Origin of the sequence: Pseudomonas sp. B22129, from assembly GCF_044218875.1 — a bacterium.
GTDB lineage: Bacteria > Pseudomonadota > Gammaproteobacteria > Pseudomonadales > Pseudomonadaceae > Aquipseudomonas.
The window spans coordinates 4,324,286-4,348,982 of record NZ_CP162592.1 but is presented as its reverse complement, the minus strand read 5'-3'; the positions used below and the strand labels follow the sequence as shown (position 1 = coordinate 4,348,982).

The window sequence follows — 24,697 nt, the reverse complement described above, 5'->3', positions numbered from 1 at the left end:
GTGACGGCCTATGAACCTGATCGAAATCCGCGACCTCAGTGTCGCTTTCAACGGCCAGACCGTCGTGCGAAACCTGTGCCTGGACGTGCGCCCCGGCGAATGCCTGGCGCTGGTGGGTGAGTCGGGTTCGGGCAAGTCGGTAACCGCTCATTCGATCCTGCAACTGCTGCCTGAAGCCGGTACACATACCACCGGCTCCATCAAGTATCGCGGCCAGGAGATGATCGGAGCCTCGGCGCCCACCCTGCAAAAATTGCGCGGCAACCGCATTGCGATGATCTTCCAGGAGCCGATGACCTCGCTCAACCCGCTGCACAGCATCGAAAAGCAGATCGGCGAAACCCTGCTGGTGCACAAGGGCCTGGGCGGCAAGGCGGCGCAGGCACGCATCCTCGAATTGTTGGAACTGGTGGGCATTCAGAAACCCCGGGAGCGGCTCAAGGCCTATCCGCACCAGCTTTCCGGCGGCCAGCGCCAGCGGGTGATGATCGCCATGGCCCTGGCCTGCGAACCGGAACTGCTGATCGCCGACGAGCCCACCACGGCGCTCGACGTCACCGTGCAGCGCAAGATCCTGCTGCTGCTCAAATCCTTGCAACAACGCTTGGGCATGTCGCTGCTGCTGATCAGCCACGACCTGAACCTGGTGCGCAGCATCGCCCAGCGGGTATGCGTGATGCGTGCCGGGGAGATTGTCGAACAGGCGCAGTGCGAGACGCTGTTCCAGGCACCGCAACACCCCTATAGCCGGTTGCTGCTGGACGCCGAGCCTTCGGGCGATGTGTTGTGCAGCGACCCGCGCGAAACCGTCTTACAGGTGGATGATCTGACGGTGCAGTTCCCCCTTTCAAGCGGGCTGTTTCGGCGCAAGACCTACCTGCGCGCCGTGGATGGCATCAGCCTCAGCGTGCAGCGCGGCAAAACCCTGGGGATTGTCGGCGAGTCCGGCTCCGGCAAATCCACCCTGGGCCAGGCGATCCTGCGTTTGCTGGATTCCACGGGCAGCATCCGCTTTCAGGGCGAGGCCCTTGACCCACTGAACAACCAGCAAATGCGCCCGTGGCGCAAGCAGATGCAGGTGGTGTTCCAGGACCCGTTCGGCAGCCTCAGCCCGCGCATGACGGTCGAGCAGATCATCAGCGAAGGCCTGGAAGTACATGCGCCGTGCAGCCTGGCGGACCGCGATGCACAGGTGGTGCAGGTGCTCAAGGACGTGGGCCTCGACCCCGCCAGCCGCCACCGTTACCCCCACGAGTTTTCCGGTGGCCAGCGCCAACGCATCGCCATCGCCCGCGCGCTGGTGCTCAAACCGGCGTTGATGTTGCTGGACGAACCGACCTCAGCCCTCGACCGCACCGTGCAGAAACAAGTGGTGGCATTGTTGCGTGAGCTTCAGGAAAAGTATGGCCTGACTTACCTGTTTATCAGCCATGACCTGGCCGTGGTGCGGGCCATGGCCCACGATATGATCGTGATCAAGGACGGCAAGGTGGTGGAGCACGGCGCCAGCCATGAGGTGTTTGAAGCGCCGCAGCATCCGTATACCAAAGAGCTGCTGGCGGCCGCGCATATTCCCTTGTAAACGCAGCATCTGTGGGAGCTGGCTTGCCTGCGATAGCGGTGTATCAGTACCTAATTTACTGGCAGGCACACTGCCATCGCAGGCAAGCCAGCTCCCACAGGACCGCACTCCCATTCCTACATTTGTGTTGGCGGCATAAGCATGAACATCAGCGAAAGCCTCAAGGACTACCAACAGGTTCGTGGCCTGGCCATCCAGTCACTGTTCGAGATCATCGAACAGACCAGCGAAGGCACGGTGATTGTCGACCGCGATGCCAACATCGTGTGGATGAACGAGCGTTACGCCCGGCGGTTTGGCCTGAAAAGCGCCGACGAAGCCATCGGCCAGCCCTGCGAGCAGGTGATCGCCAACAGCCTGTTGCGCCAGGTGGTGCGCACTGATCAGCCGATTCTGCTGGATATCCAGGACACGCCCAAAGGCCCGCTGGTGGTAATGCGCCTGCCGATTCACGACGACGCCGGCCGGGTAATTGGCGCCATCGGCTTTGCCTTGTTCGATGAGTTGCGCAATCTGTCGCCGCTGATCGAGCGTTACCTGAGCCTGCAGCAGGAGCTGGCGTCCACCCGCTCGCTGTTGCGTTCGCGGCAGAGCAAATACAACTTTGCGCACTTTATCGGTACCAGCGCCACCAGCCTGGAAGTCAAACGCCGTGCGCGGCGCAGTGCGAGTGCCGAGTCGCCGGTGTTGCTGCTGGGCGAAACCGGCACCGGCAAGGAATTGCTCGCCCAGGCAATTCATGGCGCGTCACCCAGAGCACACAAGGCCTTTGTCAGCATCAACAGTGCGGCCATCCCCCACGACTTGCTCGAAGCCGAGTTCTTCGGCACCGCGCCTGGCGCGTTTACCGGCGCCGACCGCAAGGGCCGCCCCGGCAAGTTCCAGATTGCCCAGGGCGGCACGTTGTTTCTCGACGAAATCGGCGACATGCCCCTGGCATTGCAAAGCAAACTGCTGCGGGTGCTGCAGGAAAAAGAGTTCGAACCGGTGGGCTCCAACGAGATGCTGCACAGCGATGTGCGGGTGATTGCCGCCACCTCCATGGACCTTGAGGCGGCGATCAAGCGGGGTGAGTTTCGTGCGGATTTGTATTACCGGCTGAATGTGTTGCCGATCTAGGTGCCGCCCCTGCGCGAGCGGCTGGAGGATATTCCGGCGTTGAGCGAGGCGATTCTTGAGGAGTTGCGCAGCGAACATGAACTGGACCGCGAGGCATTGGCTCTGCTGGCTCAACATGCGTGGCCGGGGAATATCCGCGAGCTGCGCAATGTGCTGGAGCGGGCGGCGTTGTTGAGTGATGACCTGGTGTTGAATGCCGAGGACATTCGCGCGGCGATTGGCACCTTTACGCCGGTTGAACGCAATGCCGTGGCGCCTGTGGAAGGCGAAAGCTTCAGTGCGGCGCGGGAGCGGTTTGACCGGCAGATCATCACGGCGGCGTTGGCGGGGTGTGAGGGGAATGTGGTGGAGGCGGCCAAGCGGCTGGGGCTGGGGCGGTCGACGCTGTACAAAAAAATGGTGGCGCTAGGCATCGAGCAGTCTCAATAAAGAGACAAAAGTCCTGAATAATAGACAACCCAATGTGGGAGCTGGCTTGCCTGCGATAGCAGTCTGTCAGCTACCTATAAGCTGGCTTTCAGACCGCTATCGCAGGCAAGCCAGCTCCCACACTGGATTTTCATTTGTCTCAAATCAGAGACAAATATCGAAATCGTCGGCTAAAACTTAACTATTTTTCATATATTTCAACAAGTTAAAGTTTTGGCACACATCTCGCTATAGCCCTCCCCAAAGCACCACCCTCACAACAATAACAATCCGATCTGGAGACACACCATGAGTGTGATCATTGCCCTGGCAGCGCTCGCGTTGCTGATGCTGGCTGCCTACCGTGGCTATAGCGTTATCCTGTTTGCCCCCATCGCCGGCCTCGGCGCCGTGCTGCTCACCGACCCTTCCGCCGTCGCACCTGCCTTTACCGGGGTGTTCATGGAGAAAATGGTCGGGTTCATCAAACTGTATTTCCCGGTGTTCCTGTTGGGTGCGGTGTTCGGCAAGCTGATCGAGCTGTCGGGTTTTTCCCGCTCGATTGTGGCGGCGGCCATCCGCTTGCTCGGCACCCGCCAGGCGATGCTGGTGATCGTATTGGTCTGCGCCCTGCTCACTTACGGCGGCGTGTCGCTGTTTGTGGTGGTGTTCGCGGTGTACCCGTTTGCGGCCGAGATGTTCCGCCAGAGCAATATTCCCAAACGCCTGATCCCGGCGACCATCGCCCTCGGCGCGTTTTCGTTCACCATGGACGCCCTGCCCGGCACGCCGCAGATCCAGAACATCATCCCCAGCACCTTCTTCAACACCACCGCCTGGGCCGCGCCGTGGCTGGGATTGATCGGCACGATCTTCGTGTTCTGCGCCGGCATGCTGTACCTGGCGCGCCAGCGCAACAAAGCCCAGCGCGCGGGCGAAGGCTATGGCACCGAGTTGCGCAACGAGCCGGAAACCGCCGACAACCTGGCCCTGCCCAACCCGTGGGTCGCGTTGTCGCCGCTGATTCTGGTGGGTGTGATGAACCTGCTGTTCACCCACTGGATCCCGCAGTGGTACGGCAAAACCCACAGCCTGGCCTTGCCGGGCATGAGCGCGCCGGTGACCACCGAGATCGCCAAGCTCACCGCGATCTGGGCGGTGCAGGCCGCGCTGCTGGTCGGCATCGTCATGGTGCTGGTGTTTGGCTGGTCTGCGATCAAAAGCAAGCTCGCCGAAGGCAGTAAAAGTGCGGTCAGCGGCGCGCTGCTCGCGGCGATGAACACCGCATCGGAATACGGCTTTGGCGCGGTGATCGCGTCCTTGCCGGGCTTTCTGGTGCTGGCGGACTGGCTCAAGGGCATTCCCAACCCGCTGGTCAACGAAGCCATTACCGTGACCCTGCTGGCCGGTATCACCGGTTCTGCGTCGGGCGGCATGAGCATCGCTTTGGCGGCGATGTCCGAGAGCTTTATTTCGGCGGCCCATGCGGCCAATATCCCTCTTGAAGTGCTGCACCGCGTTGCGGCCATGGCCAGCGGCGGCATGGACACCCTGCCCCACAACGGCGCGGTGATCACCCTGCTGGCGGTCACCGGCCTGACCCACCGCGAAGCCTACAAGGACATTTTCGGCATCACGATCATCAAGACCCTCGCGGTGTTCGTGGTGATCGGTACTTTCTACGCCACCGGCATTGTGTGAGGTTTTCATGACAACATTGAACGGCAAGACCGCCCTGGTGACCGGTTCCACCAGCGGCATCGGTTTGGGCATCGCGTTGAGCCTGGCAAAGGCTGGCGCGAATTTGATCCTCAACGGTTTCGGCGACGCCAGCGCGGTGATCGCCCAGGTGCAGGCCTTCGGCGGCAAGGTGGGCCACCACCCGGCGGACGTCAGCGACCCGGCGCAGATTGCCGACATGATTGCCTATGCCGAGCGCGAGTTCGGCGGCGTGGACATTCTGGTGAACAACGCCGGCATCCAGCATGTGGCGGCCGTGGAAGACTTCCCGGCCGAGCGCTGGGACTCGATCATTGCGATCAACCTGTCATCGGTGTTCCACAGCACGCGCTTGAGCTTGCCGGGCATGAAGGCCAAGGGTTGGGGGCGGATCGTCAATATCGCCTCGGTGCATGGCCAGGTCGGCTCGGTGGGCAAGGCGGCCTATGTGGCGGCCAAGCATGGCGTGATCGGCTTGACCAAGGTGGTGGGCCTGGAGACAGCCACCAGCAACGTGACCTGCAACGCCATCTGCCCGGGCTGGGTGCTGACACCGCTGGTGCAAAAGCAGATTGATGACCGCGCGGCCAACGGTGTTGACCCGCAGCAGGCGCAGCATGATTTGCTGGCCGAGAAGCAGCCGTCGCTGGAGTTCGTGACGCCGCCGCAGCTGGGTGAGCTGGTGCTGTTTTTGTGCAGTGAGGCGGGCAGCCAGGTACGCGGCGCGGCGTGGAATATTGATGGCGGTTGGTTGGCCCAGTAACCCCCGCCCCTACTAACACAGGAGATCAAAATGTGGGAGCGGGCTTGCTCGCGAATGCGTTGGGTCAGTCAGTCTATTTATTACTGACACACCGCATTCGCGAGCAAGCCCGCTCCCACAGTTGATCGATGTTGACTGCTGGATTGCAGACCAGAACAAGAGAGCCGCTATGTCCGACATCCTCTGGCAACCCTCCCCCGAACGCATCGCCAACACGCGCATGGACCAGTTCCGCCGTTCCATCAACGAACGCCACAACCTGCAATTGGCCGACTACCCCGCCCTGCACCAGTGGAGCATCGACCAGCGCCCGGATTTCTGGCGAGCCATTGTCGATTTTTTCGACGTGCGATTTCAGACCCCGCCCAGCGCCGCGTTGATCGAAGATGCCGAAATGCCAGGCGCCCAATGGTTCCCCGGCGCCACCCTGAATTTTGCCGAACACCTGCTGCGCCGTCGCGACGATCACCCCGCCGTGGTCGCCATCAGCGAAGACGGCCAGCGTGAGCAACTGACCTACGCCGAACTGGCCGCCCACGTTGCAGGCCTGCAAAAAAGCCTGCGCGCGGCGGGCGTGACCCAGGGCGACCGCGTCGCCGCCTGCATGCCCAACACCTGGCAAACCCTGGTGGGCATGCTCGCCACCACCAGCCTTGGCGCCATCTGGTCGTGCTCCTCGCCGGATTTTGGCACCCAGGGCGTGATCGACCGTTTCGGCCAGATCGAACCCAAAGTGCTGATCACCTGCGCCGGTTACCGCTACGCCGGCAAGGACATCGACCAGAGCGCCAAGCTCAATGAAATCCTTGAACGCCTGCCGTCTCTGCAGCACTTGATCATCGTGCCTTACGCCCGGCCCCAGGCGCGTATTGAGGATTATCAAACCCGGGCAAACGTCGCGCTGTGGCACAATTTTTACCAACCCGGCGGCGAGCCGGAATTTGTGGCGGTGCCGTTCGACCACCCGCTGTACATCCTCTATTCCAGCGGCACTACCGGCGTGCCCAAATGCATCATCCACGGCACGGGCGGCGTGCTGCTCACCCACCTCAAGGAACACGGTCTGCACGCTGACCTGTGCCGCGAAGATTGCCTGTTCTACTACACCACCTGCGGCTGGATGATGTGGAACTGGCTGGTCTCGGTGCTGGCCCTCGGCGCTACGGCAGTGTTGTATGACGGCTCGCCGTTCCACCCGGGCCCGGAGCGTTTGATGGACCTGATCGACGCTGAAAAAATCACGGTGTTCGGCACCAGCCCCAAGTTTCTCGCCACCCTGGAAAAGGCCAGGCTGCAACCGCGCCTGAGCCATGACCTGGGCAGCCTCAAAGGGCTGATTTCCACTGGCTCGCCGCTGTCGCCGCAGAGTTACGATTACGTGTACCGCGAGATCAAGGGCGAGCTGTGCCTGTCCTCCATGTCGGGCGGCACCGATATCGTCTCCTGTTTTGTGATCGGCAACCCGGTGCTGCCGGTGCGGCGTGGCGAAATGCAGTGCAAGAGCCTGGCGATGGCCATCGAGGTGTGGGACGACAACCGCCAGCCATTGGTCGGGGAAAAAGGCGAACTGGTGTGCACCCGGCATTTCCCGGCCATGCCCATCGGTCTGTGGAATGACCCGGACCAGAAGAAGCTGCGCGCCTCCTACTTCAGCCAGTTTCCCGGCGTGTGGGCCCAGGGCGACTACGCCGAACAACGGCCCAATGGCAGCCTGTTGATTCATGGGCGTTCCGACGCGGTACTCAACCCCGGCGGCGTGCGCATCGGCACGGCAGAGATTTACCGGCAAGTGGAAAAAGTCCCGCAGGTGCTGGAAAGCCTGGCCATCGGCCAACGCTGGCAGGATGACGTGCGGGTGGTGCTGTTTGTGCGTCTGGAGGACAGCACGGAACTGGACGAAGCCCTGGAACAGCAGATTCGCCAGGTCATCCGTGCCAACACAACACCGCGCCATGTTCCGGCGAAGATTCTGACCGTCACGGATATCCCCCGCACCATCAGCGGCAAGATCGTCGAGCTGGCGGTGCGCAATGTGGTGCATGGCGAGCCGGTGAAAAACACCGACGCGCTGGCAAACCCGCAGGCGCTGGAGCAGTTTCGCGACCGGCCTGAACTGACGCAAGGATGAAAGGTTTCAGCCCTGGCACACTCATTTGAAGACAACTCCCCAAGGCGTGCTATTTTTCGAGGGGTAGTCAGCCGTTCCCGACTCGCGGGATAATCGGTCTTTGTCATATTTCAAAGCGTTACGCGCAGGGCTTTTTCATGAATGGAACATCCACCGGCAGCGCCGCCGCCTTGATCGCGCGGCTGGATTGGGCACACAGCCCCCTCGGTGAGGCCAATGATTGGCCGCAAAGCCTGCGCACAGCGGTGGATATCGTTGTTCATTCACCAATGCCGATGCTGCTGCTGTGGGGCAACCAGCTGACCCAACTGTATAACGACAGCTTCGCCAAGCTTGCGGGTAACAAGCACCCCGGTGCCCTCGGCCAACCCGCGCATCAGACCTGGCCGGAACTGGAAAGCTTTACCGCGCCCATCTACGACGCGGTACTCGGTGGCCAGGTGCGCACCTTCAGCGAACAGCGCTTCGTCTTGCAGCGTGACGGCCGCGACACAGAAATCTGGCTCGACCTGACCTACAGCCCGATCCGTGATGAAAGCGGCTCCGTTGCCGGCATCCTGGTCACCGCCATCGAAACCAACGAGCGGCGCAGTAAGACGCTCGAACTGCAACAGCGCTCCGAAGACAGCCTCAAGGCCCAGCACAACACCGAACAACGCTTGCAGCTTGCACTGGCGGCGACCGACGCAGTGGGCACCTGGGATTGGGATATCGGCGAAGACCGCTTTATCGCCGACGCGCATTTTGCCTACCTGCACGGCGTCGACCCCAGCGACGCCGGCTTGCTGCCCATCAGCGACTACCTGCAAGGCGTGCACCCTGAAGACCGCGGCATGGTGGCGCGCAGCATCAAGCACTGCATTACCTTCGGCACCGAGTACGCCGAGGAATACCGCCTGCTGCAAGCCGACGGCCAGGTGCGCTGGGTATTTGCCCGAGGCCGCTGCTACAAGGACGCGCAAGGCCGCCCGGCACGCTTCCTCGGCGCGGCACTGGACCTCACCGAGCGCAAACACACCGAGCAGGCCTTGCGCCAAAGCCAGACCGAACTGCAACTGATCATCAACGCCATGCCGGTGCTGATCAGCTACGTTGACCATGAGCAGCGTTTTCGCCTGAACAACAGCGCCTACCTGGACTGGTACGGCATGACGCCCCAGGAGCTGTACGGCAAGACCATTCGCGAAGTACTCGGTGACGAGGTGTATGCCGGGCGCGCGGACAAGATCGCCGCCGCGCTCAAGGGCAAGGCCTGCAGTTTCATGACCATGACCCCGCACCGTGACGGCCGCCCGCGCCATGCGCTGATGAAGTACCTGCCGCGCTTCAGCAACGACGGTGCGGTGAATGGTTTCTACATCTTTGTGATTGATGAAACCGAACGCAAACTCACTGAAGAAGCCCTGCGCCACCTCAACGAAAACCTTGAAGAACGCGTGGCCCAGCGCACCCAGGCACTGGCCGAGGCCAACCAGCGCCTGCAGAACGAGATGTTCGAACGTGAGCGCGCCGAAGATGCCTTGCGCCATGCGCAGAAGATGGAAGCGGTGGGCCAGCTCACCGGCGGCATCGCCCATGACTTCAACAATATGCTCACCGGCATCATCGGCAGCCTGGATTTGATGCAGCGCTACATCGCCGCCGGGCGCAGCGATGAAATCGGCCGGTTTACCGACGCCGCGGTGTCCTCCGCCCATCGTGCAGCCGCCCTCACCCACCGGTTGCTGGCCTTCTCACGGCGCCAGTCACTGGACCGCCGCCCTCTGGACCCGAACCAGTTGGTGGCGTCACTTGAAGACCTGTTCCGGCGCACAAAAGGCGCGCACATTGGGCTCAACGTGCAACTGGGCCAGGACATCTGGCCGGTCAACACCGATGCCAGCCAGTTGGAAAACGCCCTGCTCAACCTGGTGATCAACGCCCGTGATGCCATGCCCGATGGCGGCGAAATCCTGATTGAAACCGCCAACAGCTACCTGGACGGCACCGACATCACCACCCTCGAACCGGTCAAGGCCGGCGACTATGTGATGCTCGGCGTGTGCGACAACGGCACCGGCATGGCGCCGAAAATTCTCGCCAAGGCGTTCGACCCGTTCTTCACCACCAAGCCGATCGGCCAGGGCACCGGCCTTGGGTTGTCGATGATCTACGGGTTTGCCCAGCAATCCGGCGGCCATGTAACGATTCAGAGCGAACCCGGCCAAGGCACGTGCGTGCGCCTGTATTTGCCGCGGTTGTATGGCACCGCGCTGGAAAGCAGCGCTCCAACCCATTTGGGCGAAGCACCGCTGGCCCTGGCCGGCGAAGCGGTTGTGGTAGTCGAGGATGACCCCGCGGTGCGCATGCTGGTGGTCAATGTGCTCGATGAACTGGGCTACACCGCGCACCAGGCCGCCGATGCGCGTACGGCGTTGCCGTTGCTGGAGTCGGATTTGCGCGTGGACTTGCTGGTCACCGACGTCGGCCTGCCGGGCATGAACGGCCGGCAACTGGCGGAGATCGCCCGCCAGCACCGCCCGGGCCTGCGCGTGTTGTTCATGACCGGTTATGCCGAAAAAGCTGCCGAGCGCCAGGGTTTCCTGGAGGAAGGTATGGACATGGTCGCCAAGCCGTTTTCCATCGACCTGCTGGCGACAAAAATCCGCAGCATGATCAACGTCGTCGAGTGAGTTCAGGCATAATCGCGCGCCCTTCCGTTTGACCGTTGCAAGGTAACAAGATGAAAGCCCAAGCCCGTCACATCCTGGTGAAAACCAGTGAAGAAGCCGAACAGCTCAAGCAGCGCATCGCCAAGGGCGAAGCCTTTGATGTGCTGGCCAAGAAGTATTCCACCTGCCCCTCGGGCAAGCGTGGCGGTGACTTGGGGGAGATTCGTCCGGGGCAGATGGTCGGGGCGATTGATGCGGTGATTTTCAAGAAGCCCCTGCGGGTGGTGCATGGGCCGATCAAGAGCAAGTTCGGGTACCACTTGGTGCAGGTGTTTTACCGCGACTAAGGGGCTTGGCTGTAAACCGCTATCGCAGGCAAGCCAGCTCCCACATTGGCCGGTGTACACCGATCAAATGTGGAAGCCGGGCTTGCCCGCGATCCGCCGCAGGCGGCCATTCACCGAGGAATCAAAGCCCCCGGCACCTGAATCACCCGGCTGGCCAACTGATGCCCGGCCAGTGCCGCCTGCTCCGGCGAACCGCCCTTGAGCCGGCTGGCCAGGTATGCCGCACTGAACGAGTCCCCCGCTGCCGTGGTGTCCACGACCTTTTCGACCTTCAGCGCCGGTACCGCAAAGCGCTCGCCCTCGCACCGGATCAAACACGCATCCGCGCCGCGCTTGAGCACCACTTCAGCAATAACCGGATACGCCGCAAACACCTGCTCGCTGTCTTCATAGCCAAACAGCGCACGCTCGTCGTCCTCGGTCAGCAAGGCGATGTCCACTTCAGCCATCACCTTGTGATACGCCGCGCGCGCCGCTTCCACGGAGGCCCACAGGCGCGGCCGGTAATTGTTGTCGAACACCACCTTGCCCCCTTGCCTGCGGGTTTCGATCAAGGTTTGCAGCAAACGCTCACGCCCCACCTCACCGAGCACCGCCAGGGTAATGCCGCTGAAATACACCACGTCGTAACCCGGCAACGCTGCCAGGATCGGCTCGGCGGCAGGCGTGGTGAAACAGTCGCGCACCGCCGCTTCGTTGCGCCAGTAGAGAAACTTGCGCTCGCCATTGGCGTCGGTCTGGATGCAATACAAACCAGGCAAGCGCCCGGCCAAACGCTGGACCATGCCCAGGCCCAGGCCCTCGTCGGTCCATTGCTGGCACATGGCATCGCTGAAACTGTCATCGCCCAGGGCGGTGACGTAGTCGACGCTGCCGGTGGCACCCAGTTCGCGGCGCAGGTACACCGCCGTGTTCAGGGTGTCGCCGCCGAAGCTTTGGTGCAGGCTGCCGTCGGCGCGGTGTTGCAGTTCAATCATGCATTCGCCGATGAGGGCGATGCGGGGTTGGGTGGTCATGGCTGTTGTCTCGGGTGTTCTTTAGGGCCCCATCGCAGGCAAGCCAGCTCCCACAGTTGAAAGTATTCACAATTCAAAATGTGGGAGCTGGCTTGCCTGCGATGGCCGCGACTCGGTCTAGAAGCAGGTATGCAGGCTCTCAACCACCTGCAACTGCTCATCCACCAGGCAACCCACCTGCCACTTGTCAAAGGTCAGGCACGGGTGCGAGGTACCGAACGAAATGATGTCGCCTATGCGCAGTTCAACCCCCGGCGCCACGGTCATGAACGCATGCTGGTCCATCACCGCCGTGACCTTGCACGCGGTCACGTCATCGCCTTCAGCCGGCAAGATGCCTGCCTTGTAGCGTTTGAGCGGCACCGGCAAACCGGCGTCGTAGGCCACGTCGCGCTTGCCCAACGCGATCACCGCGAAGCCAGGCTCGGGCAACGATTGCACATGGGCCCAGACTTCCAGCGCGGGGCGCAGGCCTTCATTGAGGTCGCTACGGCGGTCGAGCACGCAGCATTGCGCCTCTTTATAGATGCCGTGGTCGTGCGCTACATAGCTGCCCGGGCGCAACACGCTGAGGAAGCGGCCGGCGGCGTTTTGCTCTTCGAACGATTCGGCGATCAAGTCATACCAGGCCGAACCTGAAGCCGTGACGATCGGCTTGGGCAGGTCAAAAGCACCGTTGTTTTGCAGGTCCACTGCCAAACTCACCAGGCTCGCGGCGAACGCGCGGATGCCGCTGATGGCGTGCTCGCCGTGGATCACGCCTTCGTAGCCTTCGATGCCGGTGAGGGCCAAGGCCGGCTGAGCCTTGATGGCTTTGGCCAGGTCGCGCACTTCCTGCTCGCTGCGGCAACCGCAGCGGCCGCCGACCACGCCGTACTCGATCATCACATTCAGGCGCAGGCCGCGGGCGGCGAAGAACAGGCCCAGGTCGGCAACGTTGTCCGGATGATCGACCATGCAGTGGAAGTCAAAATCGGTGTCGGCCAGCAAGTCGGCAATCAGCGCCATGTTCGGCGCGCCGACCAGTTGGTTGGCCATCAGCACGCGGCGAATGCCACCGGCATAGGCGGCGCGGGTCTGCACGGCGTTGGCCAGGGTAATGCCCCAGGCACCCGCCTCGATCTGGCGCTGGAACAGCGCGGGCATCATGCTGGTTTTGCCATGGGGCGCAAGCTCGGCGCCGCTCTTGCTGACAAAGCCCTGCATCCAGCGAATGTTGTGTTCCAGGGCGTCGCGGTGCAGCACCAGGGCCGGCAGGCTGACGTCACGAACCAGGTACGCGCCAACGGCGGCGGCGCCTTTTTCAACGGCATTGTGGGCAGACATGGAAAACTCCTATTCGTTGATGCGCCGGGCCAGGTTGTTGGCGCTGTCGATCAACACCCGGCGATAGTCGTTGTAGTTTTTGATCGCATCGGCGCGCGGCGCGACGATGCACAAGGTCGCAATGCTGATGCCGTGCGCGTCCCGTACCGGGGCGGCAAAGCAATGGGTAAAGGTGTCAGCCACGCTATCGAAGGAAAAGAAGCCATCGAGGGAGGCCTGACGGATTTGCGCCAGGAAGGTTTCCAGCGGCAAGCGCTCACCGTCCGGCAGGATGAAGTCGTCGTGGTCGATCAGGTCGATGATCTGCTGATCGCTCAAGTGCCCCAGCAACAGGCGCCCCGAGGCAGTCCACGGGATGGGTGCGTTTTCGCCGATGTCCGACGAGATGCGAAAATGCCGCTCGCCTTCACGCATCAGCGCCACCGTGTATTTGCGCCCGTTGAGCAGGCACATCTGCGCGGTTTCGTGGGTTTGGCTGACGATCTCCTGCAAGGCAAAGTCGGCCTCGCGGGTCAGGTCGAAATGGCGCAGGTGCGCCTGGCCGAGAAAGTACAGCTGGCGGCCAAGGTAGACGTGACCGTCCTTGCCCACGGTTTCCAGGATGCGCCGCTCAAGCAGGGACGCCACCAACTCGTAAACCGTAGACTTGGGGCTGCCGATGCCGCTGGCAATATCATTCGGGCGCAGGGGCTGGCCAATTTCCTTGAGAAAATCGAGGATATCGAATGCACGGTCCAGTCCTTTGGCGCGGCGCTTGATGGTGTCTTCGGTCATGGCAGTTGTCGGTCCGATCAAAGGTATGTGCTGCACTGGCGATCCCCTGTGGGAGCGGGCTTGCTCGCGAATGCAGTGGGTCAGTCACAGATGCATTCACTGACCCACTGCATTCGCGAGCAAGCCCGCTCCCACATTTGATCTTTAGTGATGTCAAGAATGGGGCAATTTAGCCTTTTTTCTTGTACGCCACGCAATCAATCTCCACCTTGCAGTCGACCATCATGTTGGCCTGCACACAGGCGCGCGCCGGGGCGTGTTCCGGGGTGAAGTATTCACCGAAGACCTTGTTGAAACTCCAGAAGTCACGCGGGTCTTCCAGCCAAACGCCCACGCGCACCACGTCTTTGAGTTCGTAGCCGGCTTCTTCGAGGATCGCCACCACGTTGCGCATGGTCTGGCGGGTTTGTTCGATGATGCCGCCGGTGATGATTTCACCGTCCACGGCCGGCACCTGGCCCGACACGTAGAGCCAACCGTCCGCTTCCACCGCGCGGGCGAAAGGACGAGGCTGGCCACCACCGGCGGTGCTGCCGGCGCCGTAACGAGTAATGCTCATAAAAATAACTCCTGATTAAAAACGAATATTTTTCAAAAATTCCGCCAGGCGCGGCGATTGCGGGCGTTCGAAGATGTCCTTCGAGGAGCCCTGCTCTTCAATGCGGCCCTGGTTCATGAACACGATCTTGTCGGACACTTCATAGGCAAAGCGCATTTCGTGGGTGACCAGCAACATGGTCATGCCCTCTTCCGCCAGGCCCTTGATCACGCTGAGCACTTCACCCACCAGTTCCGGGTCAAGAGCCGAGGTGACTTCGTCAAACAGCATCAGGCTTGGGTTCATCGCAATGGCGCGGGCAATCGCCACACGCTGTTGCTGGCCGCCAGACAGCTGGCCCGGAAAGTGATTGCGACGTTCTAGCAAGCCCACGCGGTCCAGCCATTTTTCGGCGAGTGCCACGGCTTCGTCCTTGCCCATTTTCTTGACCTTGAGCAGGCCGAGGGTGACGTTTTGCAACGCCGTCAAATGCGGGAACAGGTTGAACTGCTGAAACGCCATGCCGGTCATTGCGCGGTGCTGAGAGATCACGCGCTCGGGGTGACGCACCCGTTTGCCGGCGATTTCGCTGTAGCCAATGGACTCGCCATCGAGTGTGATCTGCCCGCCCTGGAATTCTTCCAGCAGGTTGACGCACCGCAACAAGGTGGTCTTGCCCGAGCCGCTGGAGCCGATCAAGGTCACCACGTTGCCGCGCTGCATGGACAGGTCGACGCCCTTGAGCACTTCGACCTGGCCGTACTGTTTACGCAGGCCGCGAATATTCAGCAGCGGTTGTTCTTTTTGAGGTTGGTTCATGGCAAAGCCACCCGCTTTTCAATGTAGCGCCCGAATAATTCGATGGCGTAGTTGATGACAAAGAACAGAAACCCGGCGAACAGGTAGAACTGCAGGGTCATGAAGTTGCGTGCGATCACTTGCTGGGAACTGAGCAGCAACTCGGCCACGCCGATCACCGAGAGCAAGGTCGAGGCCTTGACGATTTCGGTGGACGAGTTGACCCAGGTCGGCAGGATCTGACGCAGCGCCTGAGGCAACAGCACATAGCCCAGGGACTGGTAGAACGTCAGGCCAATCGCCTTGCCCGCTTCCAGTTGCCCACGGGGAATGGCTTGCAGCGCGCCGCGCACGATTTCCGAAATGTGCGAACCGCAAAACAGCGTCAGCCCGACCGCACCGGCCTGGAACGCGGTGATTTGCCAACCGAGCGCCGGCAGCATGTAGAAACAGGCGAGCACCAGCACGAACACCGGCGTACCACGGATCAAATCGACATACAGGCGAAACGGCGCACGCATCCAGAACTTGCCATAGGTCAGGATCAACCCGGCAACAATGCCAATCAACGTGCCGAAAATAATGGCCAGCGCCGAGACATACACACTGGTTTGAAAGCCCGCCCACAGGGTATCCCGGGCGATCCACAACTCATGCAACCAGCTGGGGGACTCGTACATGGACACCCTCCTTAACGACGGATCGCCAGACGCTGTTCCAGGTAACGGAGCAGCATGGCAATGAGGTAACAGGCAGCCACGTAGAGCGCGGTCGTGACCATCCAGGTTTCAATCACCCGGTAGCTTTCGACGTTGATCTTGCGGGCGTAATAGGTCAGCTCCGGCACCGCGATTGCGGCGGCCAGCGAGGTGTCCTTGAACAGCGAAATGAAGTTGTTCGACAACGCCGGCAGCACGTTGCGCAGCATCACCGGCACGGTGATGTACGCACGGATGCGCCACTCGCCCAAGCCAATGGCCAGGCCGGCTTCACGCAACCCCTTGGGAATATTCAACAGCCCGGCGCGGAACACTTCGGTCAGGTAAGCACCGGCGTACAACGACAGGGTGATGATGAACGAGGGGATCTTGTCGAGGCGCGCCCCGAGCGTGGGCAGTGCGAAGTAGATCAACAGGATCAGCACGAGGATCGGCGTGTTGCGGATCACCGTCACATACACCGAAGCGAGCACTCGCAACGCACGGTGTTTGGACAGCATGGCAAACGCCATCATCAGGCCGATCACGCAGCCAATCGCGATCGACAGCAAGGCCAGCTCAAGGCCCAGACCGAGCCCCGCCAGCAAGCTGGGGAAATCGCGCCACACGGCGGCAAAGTTCAACTGATAGTTCATGGTCGGCAGTACCTAAAGCGGGGCGCAACACGCTGCGCCCCCGGTTTACACATCACTTGAATTCAACAGGGAAACCGATCGCAGGTTCTGGCAGGTCCACACCGAACCACTGCTTGAACGAAGCTTTGTAGGCTGGGAACTCCACACCGGTCATGGCTTCATGCAGCGCGGTGTTGACGAAGTTCAGCCAGTCCTGGTCGCCACGCTTGACGGCACACGCGTAGGTTTGCGGGCTCCAGGCGTAGGTCGGGCTGCGGTAGCGGCCAGGGTTTTGCACCATCAGGTACTTGACCGAGGATTGGTCGGTGGCGGCCGCATCGGCACGGCCGGAGTTCACGGCCTGGTACATCAGGTCGACGCTGTCGTACTGGTCAACCTTGGCTTTGGGCAGGGCCTGATGCACCAGTTCTTCGGCGTACACGTTCTGCAGCACGGCTACGGTGACGCCATCGCCGGCGGCTTGCAGGTCTTCAATCTCTTTGTACTTGCTGTTGATCGGCAACAGCAGGCCCACGCCTTCACGGTAGTACGGCAAGGTAAAGGCAACTTGCTGTGCACGGCTGGCGGTGACGGTGATGAACTGGCAACTCATGTCGACCTTGTCGGTCAGCAGGTTGGGAATACGTGCATCGGACGACTGCACCACAAACTCGACTTTGCTCGGGTCGTTGAACAACCCTTTGGCCACGATACGGCCGATGTCGATATCAAAACCTTGCAACTTGCCATCCGCTCCCTGGAAGTGCCACGGCGCATTGGTACTGCCTGTACCCACGATGAGGTGCCCACGCTTGAGCACATCATCGAGCTTGCTGTCCGCCGCGTGCACTACGCTTGCGAGGGAAGCCGATGCGGCGAAGAGAAAAACACACGCTTTAAACACGGAAGGTCGGTGATGCATGACAAGCACTCCAGGAGTTGTGTATTCCGCTATACCGGAACTTAGTATGTAACAACGGAATAGACAGCAGAAAGTGTGCCATACGCGGTAACAGAAAAATATGACAGGGATAAATTCGTTATAAATCAATCAGATAAATATCTTGGCGAGACAAGGCGTTAAGCCAGCACTCTGCAGCTGGTTGCTACCGTGGGCCCCACACCCCGGTGACAGCGCCAACCCGGTGCGCCACAACCGTGTTACCACGCACCATTGGGGTGCGCCCGCACACATGGAAAAATCCTCGCGCTGGACTAGCCTTGGCACATCAACGCCGACAAGGATCCCGCCCCGATGAAACTCAGCCCTGTGCTGCTTTTGCTTGCCCTTTTGCTGGCCGGCAACGCCTCGGCCACCAACGACCGGCGCGAATGCAAAGAAGAACTGCAAAAGCTTAAAGAGGCCTACAGCACCGACTACACCAGCCAGAACCATCACGGTTATCGCAAGGCCAAGGCGTCCCGGGACAATGAGGAATACAGGAAGTGTGCGAGCCAGGCGCGCAAGGCCCGGGAGCGGGTGGAGCGGGATGCAGCAGACCTGTAAAGGTTGACAGTAGACACTGATGATCTGCGGATTTAGCGTACCGGACAGCAACATGTCGCTGGGTACACAAGGAGATCATCATGGGGTTGGCAAATACGGTCATCAATCATCCCAAGGAATATTGGGAGATCGTGAAACAGGATTCGTGGGTATTTGTGCTGTTTGTCTCCCCTTACTGCGAAGCATGCCAAGGCGCCAACAAACGGTTTGAATCGATTGCCGAGGAATATGCCGGCACGGTTAAAAGCATCATTCTGGATACAACACAAACCCCGAAAATCGATGCATTGGCAGACATCGGAACACCTACCCTCGTGGCGTATAAAAATAACGAGGAGGTGGAAAGGTACCTGGGGATCGGTTTTCCGGAAGATCAAGAAGATTACCTGCGGGGAATTTTCTCCCACCACCTCTCCGGCACAGCGCTTCCCGACCTTCCGATCTATTTGTAGCTATGAACCTGCGGCACCCCGCCCCGGTTTACCGTCAATCGGCACCAGCAACACCTGGGTAACCCTTCGCTCTTCCACCGCCGCCACCGTCAGACGCCAGCCTTCGTGTTCCAGGCTGTCACCGACCACGGGCAGGCGGTCCAACAGGCTCATCACCAGGCCCGCCAGGGTCTGGTAATCCTCGGTGGCTGCCGCTTGAAAACCGGTGCGTTGGCGAATCTGGTTCAGGTTCAAGGCACCGTTGGCGCGGAACCCGCCCGCCTCCTCCTCAATGTCCGGCCCTTCGATCTCACTGGCGTCCGGCAACTCACCGGCGATGGACTCGAGAATGTCGGTCATGCTCAACACGCCCATGAAATCGCCGAATTCGTTGATCACAAACGCGATGTGGGTCGATTCCTGGCGCATCTGCTCCAGCGCGTTGAGCACCGAAAAGCTCTCCAGCAGGTTGATCGCACGGCGCGCCAGGTGCTCAAGATTAGGTTCGTTACCGGCCAGGTATTCCTTGAGCAGCTCCTTTTTGTGCACAAAGCCCAACGGCTCATCGACCGCACCGTTACGGATCAACGGCAACCGCGAGTAGGACGAGTGCATCAGCTTCAGGCGTATTGTCTCGGGGTCGTCTGCCAGATCAATGCAATCAACCTTGGCCCGTGGCGTCATCAGCGTGCGAATCGGCCGCTCGGCCAGTTGCAGCACACCACTGATCATCACGCGCTCACGTCGGTCAAACAGCGGGCCCTGGTTGGCGTCCGGCTCGCCGAGCAAATCGGCCACCTCGTCATCCACGCCCTCCACCGCCAGGCTGCGACCACCCAGCAAGCGCATCACCGCGTGGGCTGTGCGCTGACGCACCGGCAAGGTGCCCTGCGCCGACTTCTTGCGACGGGCGCGGGCAATCTGGTTGAACAGCTCAATGAGGATCGAGAAGCCAATCGCCGCGTACAGGTAGCCCTTGGGAATATGGAAACCCAAGCCTTCGGCGGTCAAGGCAAAACCGATCATCATCAAGAAGCCCAGGCACAGCATGATCACCGTCGGGTGCGCGTTGACGAAACGGGTCAGCGGTTTACTGGCCACAATCATCACGCCGATGGACACGATCACCGCGATCATCATCACCGCCAGCTCGTCCACCATGCCCACGGCGGTAATCACCGCGTCGAGGGAGAACACGGCGTCGAGCACCACAATCTGCGCAACGATCGGCCAGAACATCGCATAGGCGGCATTGCCCGTGCGCTGGGCCACATGGCCTTCGAGCCGTTCGTGCAACTCCATGGTGGCCTTGAACAACAGGAACACACCACCAAACAGCATGATCAAGTCGCGGCCCGAGAAGCTCTTGTCGAACACCTCGAACAGCGGCTGCGTGAGGGTGACCAGCCACGAAATACTCGCCAGCAAGCCCAGGCGCATCAGCAAGGCCAGGGACAAACCGATCAACCGCGCACGGTCGCGTTGGTGCGGCGGCAGCTTGTCCGCCAAAATTGCGATAAACACCAGGTTGTCGATGCCCAGCACCAGCTCCAGCACAATCAAGGTCAACAGGCCGAGCCAGGCCGTTGGATCCGCTAACCATTCCATTTATAGAGTCTCTTTATCGGTTTTTCAGAATGCCGGGCACGGCAATGCGCGGTCAGTGGACCGGGACAAGGTTAGCAGGCGAAATACGGGGTGCTTCAGAGGGAACAGCAGCAGCGGTTGTCTTGGGGAAAGACGACTGGGAGGCTCCGAGAGGGTGTTCATGTAAGTCCTGTGATGGGAAAAGGACTTGAATCGTACAGCCGAGAGTCACATTTCCCACAACGTAAAACTATTACAAGATCTGTAGAACTCGACACATAACTTCTGTGGGAGCTGGCTTGCCTGCGATAGCATCACCTCGGTTTTACTGACAGACCGAGCTGCCTGCATCGCAGGCAAGCCAGCTCCCACAGGGGCCTGCTCTGCAGGGTCGACCTGTGCAGTGTCAGGACTTTCGCGTCGCATCATCCAGCGCCAGGATGGTGTGTGCATTCGTCACGGTGGTTGCAAGAGTATTGATCACTCCCGACCGCAACGCCCCCAGTGTCGCCGCCGCCTTGGTGTTCTCACTGGCAATGGCCACCACATCCGGGATGCGGAACAGCTCCTGCACCGTCAACCCGATCACCCGCCCCTGAATCGCGTTGACCGCCGGCTGCCCGTGAATGTCGATGAAGTCATACCCCATCATGTCACCCACCGTGCCGGACAACCGTGCCTGGGCGATTTCCTGCGGTGAGAACCAGCCCATGCGCACCATGTTGCTGTTTTCACTCATGTCGCCAATACCAATCAACGCGATGTCCGCCCGCCGAGCACGGTCCAGGGTCGAACGCACGGTGTCGTTATTGATCAGTACGCCGCGCAGCTCCGGGTTGGCCACCAGTGCCGGCGCGTACAGGCTTTCACTCTCGCCGCCAAAACGCAGGGCCAGACGACGGCAGATATGGTCCGGGTTCATGTATTCGCCCGCCTTGAGCGAACCGCCGATGGCGCACACAAACGTGCAATTGCGCGTCACCGGCAAAAACACGTTATCGGCGACCGCGCCAACATTACGCCCCATGCCCACGGCGACAATCATGCCGTCGCCCAGGGTTTTGTTCAGGTAATTGGCCACCAGGCTGGCAACGGCCGAGCGCTGGGTGTCGGGCTCGCTGTGGTCGACCGCAATCAATGCGCGGTCGAGCTTGAAACGCTCCACCAGCGCGCGCTCCAGTTCGTTGTTCATCGCCGGGTGCTGCAGCACGCGCACCTCGACAATCCCTTCATCGCGCGCACGCTTGAGCAAGCGGCTGACTTTCGCACGTGACAGGTCGAAGCGCTTGGCAATGGCTTCCTGAGTGACGTTCTCAAGGTAATAGAGCATCGCCACTTCGGTCATTTGATCGATATCGCTGGCAATGCGCTGGGTACTGTCACTCATGGGGACGGGCTTCCGTTTCGGCGTCAAAGGCGCATTCTCCCGGCTCTTGCCCCGTTCCGTCCACTACTGATGCCCGTCACGCTCAATCGCGTTGATACGGTCGACCTTGGCCCCGGAGCGCGCGGCTTCGAACTCCGATTCAAGGAACGACTTGACGATGCTTTTCGCCAGCTCGGCGCCGATCACCCGCGCACCGATGGACAAAATCTGCGCATCGTTACTCTTGCGCGCACGCTCTGCCGAATAGGTGTCGTGGGCCTGCGCCGCACGAATGCCCAGCACCTTGTTGGCCGAAATCGCCATGCCGATCCCGGTGCCACACACCAGCACGCCCAGGCGTTGCTGCCCGGCGTTAATCGCATTGGCCACGGCCAGGGCGATGTCCGGGTAGAGCACCGGCGCGGTGGAATGGGTACCGAAGTCGGTCACCGGGTAACCCAGCGCCTCGATATGGCGCTTCAACAGCTCTTTGAGCTCAAAACCCGCTTCATCGCATCCGATAGCCACCGGGAAAGGTGTGTTCATGGCGTCTGGCTCCGCTGCCGTGATTCTGCTTTTTGACTGATCATTTGATCATCAAGTGAAATTCCGATCAGACATTTCGCGTGCATTCAGCCCTTCGTGTCAAGCAGCTTTTAACTGACTTGGCAGTCAAAGCCCTCTATTCAGGCATATTTCGGCCTAGAGATGAGAATCGCATCATTTACATTAAAGAGATTGACTGATCAGAATTTCATTTGGTACACATATGATCACAGCGCAACATGACTGTGCGACCTAATAAGAATTCACAGCACGAGGACACGCCGATGGCCACGCCATTACTGCTCCAGGCTGAACACGTCGCCAAGGCTTACGCCGGGGTACCCGCCCTGCGTGACGGGCGCCTCTCTCTGCGGGCCGGCAGCGTCCACGCGTTATGCGGCGGCAATGGCGCAGGCAAATCGACTTTCCTGAGCATCCTGATGGGCATCACCCAGCGTGACGCCGGCAGCATTGTGCTCAACGGTGCACCCGTGCAGTTCAACCGCCCGAGTGACGCCCTGGCGGCGGGGATCGCGATGATCACCCAGGAGCTGGAACCCATTCCTTACATGACCGTCGCCGAAAACATTTGGCTGGGCCGCGAACCGCGCCGCGCCGGCTGCATCGTCGACAGCAAGACCCTCAACCGCCGCACCCGCGAACTGCTCGAAAGCCTCGAATTCGACGTCGACGCCACCAGCCCCATGCACCGCCTGAGCGTGGCGCAAATCCAACTGGTGGAAATCGCCAAGGCATTCAGCCATGACTGCCAGGTGATGATCATGGACGAACCCACGTCAGCCATCGGTGAACGCGAAGCCGAGACCTTGTTCAAAGCCATCCGCCGCCTCACCGCTCGCGGCGCAGGCATTGTTTACGTGTCGCACCGCCTCAGCGAACTGGCGCAGATCGCCGACGACTACAGCATCTTCCGTGACGGTGCCTTTGTGGAAAGCGGGCGCATGGCCGACATCGACCGCAACCATCTGGTGCGCGGCATCGTCGGCCAGGAACTGACGCGCATCGACCACAAGGTCGGCCGCGAATGCGCCGCCAACACCTGCCTGCAAGTCGACAACCTGAGCCGCAACGGCGAGTTCCACGACATCAGCCTGCAACTGCGCCAAGGCGAAATCCTCGGCATTTATGGGCTGATGGGCTCGGGCCGCAGCGAGTTTCTCAACTGCATTTACGGCCTGACCGTCGCCGACTCCGGCAGCGTGACCCTGCAAGGCAAGCCGATGCCCATTGGCCAGCCCAAAGCCACGATCGACGCCGGCATGTCACTGGTGACCGAAGACCGCAAGGACAGCGGACTGGTGCTCACCGGCAGCATTCTTTCCAACATTGCGCTGTCGGCTTACAAGCGCCTGTCGAGCTGGTCGCTGATCAACGCGCGCAAGGAAACCCGGCTCGCGCAGGACATGGTCAAACGCCTGCAGATCAAGACCTCGTCTTTGGAGCTGCCGGTGGCCTCAATGAGTGGCGGCAACCAGCAGAAAGTGGTGCTCGCCAAATGCCTGTCCACCGAGCCGGTGTGCCTGCTCTGCGACGAGCCTACGCGCGGCATTGATGAAGGCGCCAAGCAGGAGATCTATCACCTGCTCGACCAGTTTGTGCGCGCCGGCGGCGCCGCCATCGTGGTGTCGTCCGAAGCCCCGGAACTGTTGCACCTGAGCGATCGCATCGCCGTATTCAAAGGCGGCCGGCTGGTGACCATCAGCACCGACACCGCCCTTTCCCAGGAAGCCTTGCTGAGTCTTGCCTCATGAATGCCAAAACCTCCATTACTGCTCCCATCACAGCCCAGCCGCGCAATCGCCTGCGCCTGTCCCTCGACCGTTTCGGCCTGCCGCTGGTGTTTATCCTGCTGTGTGTGGTGATGGCGTTTTCCAGCGAATACTTCATGACCTGGCGCAACTGGATGGACATCCTGCGCCAGACCTCGATCAACGGCATCCTCGCCGTGGGCATGACCTACGTGATTCTGACCAAGGGCATCGACCTGTCGGTGGGCTCGATCCTGGCCTTTGCCGGGTTGTGCAGCGCCATGGTCGCGACCCAGGGTTACGGCTTGCTCGCGGCGGTCAGCGCCGGGATGTTTGCCGGGGCGATGCTCGGTGTCGTCAACGGTTTCATGGTCGCCAACCTGTCGATCCCGCCCTTCGTGGCCACCCTCGGCATGCTCAGCATCGCGCGGGGCATGACCTTCATCCTCAATGACGGCAGCCCGATCACCGACCTGCCCGACGCTTACCTGGCACTGGGCATCGGCAAGATCGGCCCGATCGGCATCCCGATCATCATCTTCGCCGTGGTCGCGCTGATCTTCTGGATGGTGCTGCGCTACACCACTTACGGGCGCTATGTGTACGCGGTGGGCGGCAATGAAAAGAGCGCGCGCACCTCGGGCATTGGCGTGCGCAAGGTGATGTTTTCGGTGTACGTGGTCTCGGGGTTGCTCGCGGGGTTGGCTGGCGTCGTGCTGTCGGCGCGCACCACCTCCGCCCTGCCCCAGGCCGGGGTTTCCTACGAGCTGGACGCGATTGCCGCCGTGGTGATCGGCGGCACCAGCCTCTCGGGCGGCACCGGCAGCATTGTCGGCACGCTGTTTGGCGCACTGCTGATCGGCGTGATCAACAACGGGCTGAACCTGCTGGGGGTGTCCTCCTATTACCAACAGGTCGCCAAGGGCCTGATCATCGTGTTCGCAGTACTGATCGACGTGTGGCGCAAGAAAAAACGCTAGAGAACGACC

Annotated in this window: 21 protein-coding genes and 1 pseudogene; 11 read left to right on the top strand and 11 right to left on the bottom strand. The window is 60.9% G+C overall.

Annotated elements, in window-relative coordinates; genetic code table 11:
- Window positions 1-10 precede the first annotated feature (10 nt).
- From AB4P94_RS20090 to AB4P94_RS20060, 7 genes and pseudogenes are all read left to right on the top strand, one after another.
- Window positions 11-1,582 carry an ABC transporter ATP-binding protein gene (locus tag AB4P94_RS20090; protein ID WP_395607082.1) on the top strand — a complete coding sequence of 524 codons (1,572 nt, stop codon included), beginning with the start codon at window positions 11-13 and terminating at the stop codon, window positions 1,580-1,582.
- Window positions 1,583-1,723: 141 nt separating this feature from the next.
- Window positions 1,724-3,130 (top strand): annotated as a pseudogene (locus AB4P94_RS20085) (sigma-54 interaction domain-containing protein).
- 288 nt (window positions 3,131-3,418) lie between these two features.
- Entirely contained in the window at window positions 3,419-4,810 is a 1,392-nt protein-coding gene (locus tag AB4P94_RS20080; RefSeq protein WP_395607081.1) for a GntP family permease, read from the top strand.
- Between the two features lie 7 nt (window positions 4,811-4,817).
- Window positions 4,818-5,591, top strand: coding sequence for a 3-hydroxybutyrate dehydrogenase (locus AB4P94_RS20075; protein WP_046034061.1), 774 nt, complete (start codon window positions 4,818-4,820; stop codon window positions 5,589-5,591).
- 169 nt (window positions 5,592-5,760) lie between these two features.
- Window positions 5,761-7,719, top strand: a complete 1,959-nt coding sequence (locus tag AB4P94_RS20070; RefSeq protein WP_395607080.1) for an acetoacetate--CoA ligase — start codon at window positions 5,761-5,763, stop codon at window positions 7,717-7,719.
- A gap of 137 nt (window positions 7,720-7,856) precedes the next feature.
- The gene (locus AB4P94_RS20065) at window positions 7,857-10,391 is read left to right on the top strand and encodes a PAS domain-containing protein (protein WP_395607079.1); all 2,535 of its coding nucleotides are present in this window, start codon (window positions 7,857-7,859) and stop codon (window positions 10,389-10,391) included.
- 50 nt (window positions 10,392-10,441) lie between these two features.
- On the top strand, window positions 10,442-10,717 hold the full coding sequence (locus tag AB4P94_RS20060; RefSeq protein WP_034098324.1) for a peptidylprolyl isomerase: 276 nt from the start codon (window positions 10,442-10,444) through the stop codon (window positions 10,715-10,717).
- 110 nt (window positions 10,718-10,827) lie between these two features.
- Here AB4P94_RS20060 and AB4P94_RS20055 read toward each other — a convergent pair whose 3' ends face one another.
- The 8 genes from AB4P94_RS20055 to AB4P94_RS20020 form a co-directional block, all read right to left on the bottom strand.
- On the bottom strand, window positions 10,828-11,733 hold the full coding sequence (locus AB4P94_RS20055; RefSeq protein WP_395607078.1) for a sugar kinase: 906 nt from the start codon (window positions 11,731-11,733) through the stop codon (window positions 10,828-10,830).
- Window positions 11,734-11,850: 117 nt separating this feature from the next.
- Window positions 11,851-13,059 carry an amino acid deaminase gene (locus AB4P94_RS20050; RefSeq protein WP_395607077.1) on the bottom strand — a complete coding sequence of 403 codons (1,209 nt, stop codon included), beginning with the start codon at window positions 13,057-13,059 and terminating at the stop codon, window positions 11,851-11,853.
- Between the two features lie 9 nt (window positions 13,060-13,068).
- The gene (locus AB4P94_RS20045) at window positions 13,069-13,833 is read right to left on the bottom strand and encodes an IclR family transcriptional regulator (protein WP_395607076.1); all 765 of its coding nucleotides are present in this window, start codon (window positions 13,831-13,833) and stop codon (window positions 13,069-13,071) included.
- 169 nt (window positions 13,834-14,002) lie between these two features.
- Window positions 14,003-14,392 (bottom strand): RidA family protein, encoded by a 390-nt coding sequence (locus AB4P94_RS20040; protein ID WP_010210958.1) that lies wholly within the window; start codon window positions 14,390-14,392, stop codon window positions 14,003-14,005.
- 15 nt (window positions 14,393-14,407) lie between these two features.
- Window positions 14,408-15,190, bottom strand: coding sequence for an amino acid ABC transporter ATP-binding protein (locus AB4P94_RS20035; RefSeq protein WP_078742926.1), 783 nt, complete (start codon window positions 15,188-15,190; stop codon window positions 14,408-14,410).
- Window positions 15,187-15,849 carry an amino acid ABC transporter permease gene (locus AB4P94_RS20030; RefSeq protein WP_395607075.1) on the bottom strand — a complete coding sequence of 221 codons (663 nt, stop codon included), beginning with the start codon at window positions 15,847-15,849 and terminating at the stop codon, window positions 15,187-15,189. The genes AB4P94_RS20035 and AB4P94_RS20030 overlap by 4 nt, the downstream gene beginning before the upstream one ends.
- An 11-nt stretch (window positions 15,850-15,860) precedes the next feature.
- Window positions 15,861-16,523 (bottom strand): amino acid ABC transporter permease, encoded by a 663-nt coding sequence (locus AB4P94_RS20025; RefSeq protein ID WP_395607074.1) that lies wholly within the window; start codon window positions 16,521-16,523, stop codon window positions 15,861-15,863.
- A gap of 52 nt (window positions 16,524-16,575) precedes the next feature.
- Window positions 16,576-17,424, bottom strand: a complete 849-nt coding sequence (locus AB4P94_RS20020) for a transporter substrate-binding domain-containing protein (RefSeq protein ID WP_395607073.1) — start codon at window positions 17,422-17,424, stop codon at window positions 16,576-16,578.
- Between the two features lie 333 nt (window positions 17,425-17,757).
- Here AB4P94_RS20020 and AB4P94_RS20015 point away from each other — a divergent pair, with 333 nt between their 5' ends.
- Window positions 17,758-18,009: a hypothetical protein gene (locus AB4P94_RS20015; RefSeq protein ID WP_395607072.1), complete on the top strand. Its 252-nt coding sequence runs from the start codon at window positions 17,758-17,760 to the stop codon at window positions 18,007-18,009.
- An 80-nt stretch (window positions 18,010-18,089) separates the two neighbouring features.
- Window positions 18,090-18,461 (top strand): thioredoxin family protein, encoded by a 372-nt coding sequence (locus tag AB4P94_RS20010; RefSeq protein ID WP_395607071.1) that lies wholly within the window; start codon window positions 18,090-18,092, stop codon window positions 18,459-18,461.
- On the opposite strand, the gene AB4P94_RS20005 is transcribed toward AB4P94_RS20010, so the two are convergent.
- From AB4P94_RS20005 to rpiB, 3 genes are all read right to left on the bottom strand, one after another.
- Window positions 18,462-20,048 (bottom strand): transporter associated domain-containing protein, encoded by a 1,587-nt coding sequence (locus AB4P94_RS20005; protein WP_395607070.1) that lies wholly within the window; start codon window positions 20,046-20,048, stop codon window positions 18,462-18,464.
- A 385-nt stretch (window positions 20,049-20,433) separates the two neighbouring features.
- Entirely contained in the window at window positions 20,434-21,414 is a 981-nt protein-coding gene (locus tag AB4P94_RS20000) for a sugar-binding transcriptional regulator (RefSeq protein ID WP_395607069.1), read from the bottom strand.
- 63 nt (window positions 21,415-21,477) lie between these two features.
- Entirely contained in the window at window positions 21,478-21,939 is a 462-nt protein-coding gene (gene rpiB / locus AB4P94_RS19995; protein ID WP_395607068.1) for a ribose 5-phosphate isomerase B, read from the bottom strand.
- Between the two features lie 284 nt (window positions 21,940-22,223).
- Between rpiB and AB4P94_RS19990 the strand changes: the two genes are divergently transcribed.
- Both AB4P94_RS19990 and AB4P94_RS19985 read left to right on the top strand, forming a co-directional pair.
- Window positions 22,224-23,711, top strand: a complete 1,488-nt coding sequence (locus AB4P94_RS19990) for a sugar ABC transporter ATP-binding protein (protein WP_395607067.1) — start codon at window positions 22,224-22,226, stop codon at window positions 23,709-23,711.
- The gene (locus AB4P94_RS19985; RefSeq protein WP_395607066.1) at window positions 23,708-24,688 is read left to right on the top strand and encodes an ABC transporter permease; all 981 of its coding nucleotides are present in this window, start codon (window positions 23,708-23,710) and stop codon (window positions 24,686-24,688) included. The genes AB4P94_RS19990 and AB4P94_RS19985 overlap by 4 nt, the downstream gene beginning before the upstream one ends.
- The last annotated feature ends 9 nt before the right edge of the window (window positions 24,689-24,697 follow it).